Genomic DNA, 7291 nt, shown 5'->3' on the forward strand with positions numbered 1-7291 from the left:
TTAGAAGGTAAGATTGGAGCGATAGACGTAGCAGACGAGGGCGAAGATGCTTTAAGCTTCCCAATAGGTTATATTATAGCAGATAAAATTTATATTACTGATTGGCTCTTTACAACAGAAAACACAGAATACACAATACCTGTATCTACACAATTAACCAGACATCATAAATTAGACTACTTGGCTATTGAAACTAACAATCATGGCTCTTTATTTCTCAAACAAGTTAACCAAGAGGTTAAAGGCACAGGAATAATTGGAGTGCATCAATCAACAAACAAACACAGTAGAATCATTCAAAACGCTCACTTTGTCCGTAACTATGTAGTTTTTAGAAACGATTATGAGATAGGGAGTGATTACGACAAAGCCATGAAGCAGTTATTTAACTATACTAAAGATGGTAAAGCAGAGCATGACGATTCACCAGATAGTATTGCTTTATTAGTTGCGTTGGCTAGAGATTTATATCAGAGTAAATGGAATTAAAAAACCCTGCCAACGACTTCGACAGGGTTTAACTAAAGTACTTCATAATGTTAATTTTACTGTTCAGTTCAGCAGGATTCAACTCTACCTCGACCACTAAAATATAAAAAAATATTGACATACGTAAAAAAATGTTAATAAAAAAATATATTTTTTAAAAAATTGTTATTTAGAATCATTCTAAATAAAGAATAAATACGTATATTTGAAGACTTACTATATTAATCGATTTGTAGTAAGTCTTTTTTTATGGGTTTATTAGACAATATTCTTGGTAAAATAGGTTATACACGCCTTTCTGATGGTTCTCATTACTATTCAGTTAAAGAGGGTAATACTGCTTTTTTAGGTGGTATTGATAAGCTTAAAATAGCTAAAGAAAACCCTGTTATTAGTTCGTGTGTTGAAATTAGAGCCAAATTACTAAGTCAAGCAGAGTTTTTTATTGAAGATGCTAATGGTGATAAAAACTTCGATAATGATTTAATTAAGCTTTTAAACAATCCTAATCCACATCAAAGCAAACAAGACTTTTTAAAGCAGTTTGAATGGTTTAAATCCACTTATGGATGGGTATATCAAAAACCTTATAAAGCGGTTGGATTTGCGCCTACATCAATTTATAATTTAAAATCATCATGTATTGAGTTTCCAAATAAGATGCTAAACCCTATGGTTTGGACCGATAAAGAAACAAAAGAATACTATAAACAAAAATTTACTTATGAGTTTGATGATTATAAATCAAGTTTTGAATTAAATTCTATCATACCATTTTACGATTTAACTAATTCTTTAAGTGATGAAAAGGATAGTTTTATAACTGCGCCTTCAAGATTAGACAGTATTATAAAGCAAATATCTAACATTGGATTAATTGGTGATGCTGAAAATGTAATGATTCAAACCAATGGGCGTGAAATGTTTTTCGGGGGGCAGTCTAAAGGTGGTAATTTGGGTATTTCATTACAATTAGATGCAGACGATAAAAAAAATATCGAAAGCAGTTTGATGAACAATTATGGTTTTGGCTATGGTAAAAAAAGGTCAATAGCTTTAAAAAATGAAGTAGGACATAAGAGCCTGCATATTCCTTTAAAAGAGTTAGGACTACATGAAAGCCTTATTAGTAATGCCAACTTAGTGCGTGAAGCTTTTGAAGTGCCAAATGAGTTGTATGATACATATATGAAAGGGTCAACCTTTGAAAATCAAAAAGAAGCCTTAATAGGGTTTGTGCAAAATACGGTTCAGAGTATTGCTGATGATTTAGCAAACTCATGGACAAGCTACTTCGGTTTAGAAGGTACACCAATCAAGGCTTCTTTTTCTCATTTACCTGTTATGCAGCACACAGAAGATAAAAAGGCAGATAAGCTACTTAAAATAGCCACAGCATACAGAAACTTAATACAGGCAGGACTTACAAATGAAGAAGCTAATCAAATATTTGCTAATCAAGGTATAAGTATAACAGATGAAAAATAAGTTAACACCAGAACAGATAAAAGCTTTAAAAGAAGTAGTTGCTAAAAAAGAGCAAGCTTTAAAAGATAAAAAAATAGTTAAGAAATGAAAGACTTTATAAAAAACCTTGTAGAGAATAAGGCAGAACTTATAAACCTAAAGAAAGCAACACAAAAGTTTACTAATGGTTTAAATACTGTTTTAAACACTCAAACAGTTGCAAAGGGTTTATACTCTAATTCAGAAACAAAGTTAGAAAGAACCATTGTAGGTAATACATATTTATTTATGGATTCGCATGATGATGTTCATGCTAAAGGTGTTTTTACAAAGTCAATAAAAGAAAGACAAGATAAAATATTTCACTTACACGATCACGAATTTAAGATAACCTCTAAAGTAGGTGAACCATTAAAAGTATATGAGCAAAGTATTTCGTGGAAAGATTTAGGTGTTAATGCTAATGGAACAACAGAAGCGTTGTTTATGGACACCGAAATAATTAAAGAATACAACGCACAAATATACAACGAATATAAAGCTAATAAAATAAATCAACATAGTGTAGGGATGCAATATGTAAAGATTGATTTAGCGGTTAATGACGAAGATTATAAAGAGGAATACAAACTATGGAATGATAATATTGATAGTATAGGAAATAAAGACTATGCAGAATCAAAGGGTTATTTCTGGTTGGTACGTGAAGCCAAATTAATAGAAATAAGCGCAGTTTTATTAGGTAGCAATGAGTTAACTCCCACATTAGGGGAAACAAAAATAGAGCCATCGCAAGATACTCAAAAAGCCGAAGCCGATAAATCACTTCAAGAAATCGAAAATTTATTTAAAAACATTAAAATTTAAAAAAGCAATGAGCAAAACAGCAGAAGAAATGGCTTTAGAAATCAATGACAAGATTGATGGTTTTAAGTCAGAATTAGCAAACGCTTCAACAAAAGAAGATTTGCAAAAAGTACAAGATGCTTTAGAGCAATTCAAGACAGATGGTCTTAAAGGATTGGTTAAAGTAGATGCTATTGAGAAATTAGAAGGCATCATTAGAGAACAAGGTGAGGAATTAACCAAGTTAAAAGAAAGTGGAATGTTACAAACAGGAAAATCTTTAGGTGAATCACTTAAAGAAAAAATGGCAGACATTAAAAATGTTGCTAAAGGTTTAAGCGCAAAAGAAATAGTTGTTAAAGCTGATACAGTTAGAGCAAGTGTTGCAAGTAACGCACAAACTATGGAATTATCAGACATCGGACAATTAGCACACGCTAAATTAACCGCTTATGACTTATTTAGAAAAATTCCTGTTTCAGAATCAAATAATAACGGTGTTATTACTTATTATGATTGGGATCAAGCAACAATAGCAAGAGCAGCGGCAGCAGTAGCTGAAGGTGCAGCATTTCCAGAATCAACTGCTAAATGGGTAAAAGGTACTATTTCAATTCAAAAAATTGGTGATACTTTACCTGTTACAGAGGAATTTTACGAAGATGAAGCCATGTTTGCAGCAGAACTTAATATGTTCTTAGATACAAACGTGAAAATCAAAAGAAACAATGATATTATAAACGCTACGGGTGCTTCTAATACTATCACAGGTTTAGTGGCTAGTATTGATGCTTATACACCTGTTGCTTCTGGTATTACAGATGCTTCTATTTATGATTTAGCTGTTAAAGTTTCTGAAAGCATCACCGCAACAGGTGGTTCTAAATATCAACCAGACTTTGCTTTGATGAACATTTCAGACATCAACAAAATGAAACTTAAAAAAGATGCTAATAACAATTATGTTATACCTCCTTTTGTTTCTCGTGATGGTTCAAATGTTGCAGGCTTAGTTGTATTAGAAGAAAATTCAGTTGCAGCAAACACTATGATAATTGGTGATAGACGTTACGCACGTATATATGAGAAAGCAGGAATCACTTTATCTAGAGGTTATGTTGATGCTCAATTTGCAGAAGATATGGAAACTTTAAAAGTTCGTACTCGTTTAGCTTTCTTAATAAGAGGTGCAGACAAAGGTGGATTTAAGAAAGTTACATCTATTTCAGCAGCTTTAACAACTTTAGCAACTTAGTATTATGAAATTAGTTGAGTTTACAAAAGATTTTGCAACCAAAAAAAAGGGCGATAAAGGTTCTTACGATGGAATGTTAGCCAGTCATTTGGTAAACATCGACAAAGTTGCAAAATACGTTAAAGATGAAAAACCTAAAAAGTAAATGATAATTGACGCTACATATTTTCAGAAAGGAATATTATATATTCCAAACAATAAAGACATAAGTGCTGCGCCTATTGGTGCGCCTTCAACTCAAAGTGAGTTAGATGTTTTTATTGATAACTATGAGCGTGATTTATTAATTAATGCTTTTGGTGTTCCTCTTTTCCGTGAATTAGAAACAGCTATGATTGATTTGCCAAATGCAGACCAAAAATGGCAGGATTTAGTTAACGGTAGAGATTATTCGATAAATAGTAAAAGCTATCGATGGGAAGGGTTAAAAGGGTACAACAAACAAAGCTTAATAGCTTTTTATGTTTACTGCCAATACCTACGTAATGATGAATCAACTTATACAACCACAGGCATAGTTAAAAACACTTCTAAAAATGCAGAAAATCACGATCCAACAGGAAAGTATATAAAAGCATGGAACTGTTTTATAGAGCAATATCAAAAGGATTATTGTAATACTCCTAGATTGATTTATAATGCCTTTGGAAATGTAGGTTTAGATTATTATAGCAACCACGATAGCAAACGTTCTTTATATCAGTATTTAACAGATGCCAACGAACTTGATGCAACAGCGTTTCCAGATTTTGAGTTTAAGTTATATGATATTCAAACCTCTTTAGGTATATGATAATCACAGAACACATAATTAGAGATATAGTTGCACAGATACCAACAATAGATTTAAACGCTTTTAATTTAGCGATTACTACTAAGTTTGGTTGGGGTGATAAGTACGAATTAAACAGGTATTTAGAGGTTAAAAAAACCGATAGTTACCCATTAATTTGGTTATTACCAAGTGAAGAAAAGCATATTGAAAACGGTTTATTATGTGAAAGACCTTGTACACTTATTTTGGCAATGTTAGAAACAAAAGTAGATTTGTTTAATGATGAAAGATACTTAAAAAGTTATGAGTTAGTCTTAAATCCTCTTACTAATTATTTGGTAGAGGGTTTAAGAAACTCTAATGTTACCGAATTAGTAAATGATGATTGGAATGTTTTTAAACGACCTAATTATTCAGAAAGCAAATATGGTAAACCAGAAGAAACGGTAAATGCTACTATCGATTTATGGGATGCAGTCGAATTAAACTGCACCATACAATTTAATACAGAAACTCTAAAAACAATTATATGGCAGAGTTAGAAAATAACGAGATAAACAACATAGAGGTTATAGAGCCAAAAGTTGTAAAACCTCGAAAGGTTAAAACAGTAGTTAAATACACTTTTTTAGATAATGTAGGCACTAGAGATGGTGCAATACGATACGTAAAAGGTCAAAGCTATGAGTTAACAAAAAATCAAATAGATAATTATAAAAAAAATAAATTAATATGTCAACATTAGATAGTTCAATTAACGTTGCTGTTGGTGGTTCTTCTGTCTTTTTAGGTAGTGGAACTAAAGGAACAAAAGCGTTTTTTAAAGAAGCCAGAGAACTTTGGTTAACTCCACAGGGTTACACTTTTGATGGTGCGACAGATTTTACAGATGAGTATGTAGCTGAATTAGTTGCAGATGGTAAAATTATCGTATTAGAGCAAATTGCATCCGTTGAAGAAGATAAATCAGAGAACGCCTATGAAGATATAGGTAGAGGCGTAATGGTATTAGATACCGAGGGTTTATACGGGTTTAAATTCCGTTTTATTAAAGGAATGTTTAACCAACAAATACTAAAATCATTATCTGGAAACGGTGTATTTGATATGTTAGTAGTTGATGGAACAGGTAAAGTAATGGGAACACTTGCACAAGATGGCGAGAGTTTAAAAGGCTTTACTTTAGGTATTCATCAGGTAGAATTGTTAGAAGGTATCTTAGCTAAAAACACAGCAAGAGAGATTTTTAAAGTTCAATTACTTGAAACTGCTGAAATGTCAAACCCTGCTATTAAATATGCAGATGATGATTTTAACGGACTTAATGCAAGCCCTGTAAACGAGATTAAAATTGTTTTAACAACTCCTAGCGATAGTGATACTTCAATTAACGTTGTAGCATCATACAAGCAAGGTGGTGAGGTTTTCACAGGAGCATCTTTCGGGCAATGGAACGTTAAGATTAACGGTGTAACAGCAAACCCAACAGGGGGTGATGATTCAGTTACCTCTGGTACTTATGTACTTACAGGAATAACAGCAATTTCAACAGGTGATGTAGTTAGTGTATCTTTATATGATAACGCTAATAACAGAGCTGGAATAGTTGTAGGTGGTTTTATTTATAAATCAGCGACTGTTAGTAAAACAGCAGTAGCATAAAGAAAGGAGATAATAATACCTCTCTAGGTAAGTTTTATTTAGTTTTAGTTTGCTTAGAGGGGGTTATTTATTAAAATGGTAGATGTATTAGAGCCATACGTTAAAGAGATAGCAGATATAAAAAGAGATTTGCCTGATATTTTGCGTAAAATTCTAATAAAAAGGAGGGATGAAGTTATAGGCATTTTAAAGAATGAGCAACTTGCAGAAGGTTTAAATAGTAAAGGTCAAGTTGTAGGTAGATATTCAAGTAATACACCTAATTATATTGATCCAAGCAACCCACCTAGACAAGATAAAATTGCAGGACAGCCTTATAATTTTGAATGGACTGGCGGGCTTTTTGATAATATGTATTTGCACTTTGAAGATTTAAACAGTTACTCTTTATTTTCACAAGATAGCAAAGCAAAAATGTTAGAGGAAGAATACGGTGATATATTCACTTTAACAGCACAAAACAATGAGCGTATAAATCAGGAAATATTAAGACCTCTTATGTACGATGAAATAATAAACAGATTATTTATTTAGAATCATTCTAAATAACAAATAATTTACTATATTTGTAAATACGGTAATACCTGAAAACAGCAACGCAAGGAGCAACTACAAACGCTGTAACGCTTAACACTTTTTAAGCCTTTAAACCGTAAAAAAACCCTTTAAAACATGATATACTTAGGTATTGGCGATTTGCCTATATACAATTTCGATAAAATATTAAAGTCAAATAATATGGCTTATATGGTTATTGGATGGAATGAGAGAGAAGAAATTGAAATACCTAAAGAAGC

10 protein-coding genes are annotated in these 7291 nt (G+C 32.0%); all 10 read left to right on the forward strand.

Going from position 1 to position 7291, the window contains the following annotated elements:
• On the forward strand, positions 1 to 489 hold a 489-nt coding region (terL, locus tag AC1XJX_RS13145; RefSeq protein WP_482004446.1), incomplete at its 5' end, for a phage terminase large subunit.
• Between the two features lie 249 nt (positions 490 to 738).
• On the forward strand, positions 739 to 1977 hold the full coding sequence (locus AC1XJX_RS13150) for a phage portal protein (RefSeq protein WP_482004447.1): 1239 nt from the start codon (positions 739 to 741) through the stop codon (positions 1975 to 1977).
• 84 nt (positions 1978 to 2061) lie between these two features.
• The gene (locus AC1XJX_RS13155; RefSeq protein WP_482004448.1) at positions 2062 to 2823 is read left to right on the forward strand and encodes a hypothetical protein; all 762 of its coding nucleotides are present in this window, start codon (positions 2062 to 2064) and stop codon (positions 2821 to 2823) included.
• Positions 2824 to 2830: 7 nt separating this feature from the next.
• Positions 2831 to 4057 (forward strand): phage major capsid family protein, encoded by a 1227-nt coding sequence (locus tag AC1XJX_RS13160; RefSeq protein WP_482004449.1) that lies wholly within the window; start codon positions 2831 to 2833, stop codon positions 4055 to 4057.
• A gap of 4 nt (positions 4058 to 4061) precedes the next feature.
• Positions 4062 to 4202: a hypothetical protein gene (locus tag AC1XJX_RS13165; RefSeq protein ID WP_482004450.1), complete on the forward strand. Its 141-nt coding sequence runs from the start codon at positions 4062 to 4064 to the stop codon at positions 4200 to 4202.
• Positions 4203 to 4850, forward strand: a complete 648-nt coding sequence (locus AC1XJX_RS13170; protein WP_482004451.1) for a DUF6712 family protein — start codon at positions 4203 to 4205, stop codon at positions 4848 to 4850. It abuts the gene before it with no gap.
• Positions 4847 to 5374 carry a hypothetical protein gene (locus AC1XJX_RS13175; RefSeq protein ID WP_482004452.1) on the forward strand — a complete coding sequence of 176 codons (528 nt, stop codon included), beginning with the start codon at positions 4847 to 4849 and terminating at the stop codon, positions 5372 to 5374. Before AC1XJX_RS13170 ends, AC1XJX_RS13175 begins: the two co-directional genes overlap by 4 nt.
• Positions 5362 to 5577 (forward strand): hypothetical protein, encoded by a 216-nt coding sequence (locus tag AC1XJX_RS13180; protein WP_482004453.1) that lies wholly within the window; start codon positions 5362 to 5364, stop codon positions 5575 to 5577. Before AC1XJX_RS13175 ends, AC1XJX_RS13180 begins: the two co-directional genes overlap by 13 nt.
• Positions 5565 to 6494 carry a hypothetical protein gene (locus AC1XJX_RS13185; RefSeq protein WP_482004454.1) on the forward strand — a complete coding sequence of 310 codons (930 nt, stop codon included), beginning with the start codon at positions 5565 to 5567 and terminating at the stop codon, positions 6492 to 6494. Before AC1XJX_RS13180 ends, AC1XJX_RS13185 begins: the two co-directional genes overlap by 13 nt.
• Positions 6495 to 6569: 75 nt before the next feature.
• Complete coding sequence (locus AC1XJX_RS13190; protein ID WP_482004455.1) at positions 6570 to 7028, forward strand: hypothetical protein; 459 nt, start codon at positions 6570 to 6572, stop codon at positions 7026 to 7028.
• The last annotated feature ends 263 nt before the right edge of the window (positions 7029 to 7291 follow it).

It is taken from the genome of Flaviramulus sp. (genome assembly GCF_982512915.1).

Excerpts from the sequence above, each read along its gene's own strand:
- AC1XJX_RS13160 (WP_482004449.1), top strand. The coding sequence starts at position 2,831 with ATGAGCAAAACAGCAGAAGAAATGGCTTTAGAAATCAATGACAAGATT.
- AC1XJX_RS13165 (WP_482004450.1), top strand. The coding sequence starts at position 4,062 with ATGAAATTAGTTGAGTTTACAAAAGATTTTGCAACCAAAAAAAAGGGC.
- AC1XJX_RS13190 (WP_482004455.1), top strand. The coding sequence starts at position 6,570 with ATGGTAGATGTATTAGAGCCATACGTTAAAGAGATAGCAGATATAAAA.
- AC1XJX_RS13175 (WP_482004452.1), top strand. The coding sequence starts at position 4,847 with ATGATAATCACAGAACACATAATTAGAGATATAGTTGCACAGATACCA.
- AC1XJX_RS13170 (WP_482004451.1), top strand. The coding sequence starts at position 4,203 with ATGATAATTGACGCTACATATTTTCAGAAAGGAATATTATATATTCCA.
- AC1XJX_RS13155 (WP_482004448.1), top strand. The coding sequence starts at position 2,062 with ATGAAAGACTTTATAAAAAACCTTGTAGAGAATAAGGCAGAACTTATA.
- AC1XJX_RS13185 (WP_482004454.1), top strand. The coding sequence starts at position 5,565 with ATGTCAACATTAGATAGTTCAATTAACGTTGCTGTTGGTGGTTCTTCT.
- AC1XJX_RS13150 (WP_482004447.1), top strand. The coding sequence starts at position 739 with ATGGGTTTATTAGACAATATTCTTGGTAAAATAGGTTATACACGCCTT.
- AC1XJX_RS13180 (WP_482004453.1), top strand. The coding sequence starts at position 5,362 with ATGGCAGAGTTAGAAAATAACGAGATAAACAACATAGAGGTTATAGAG.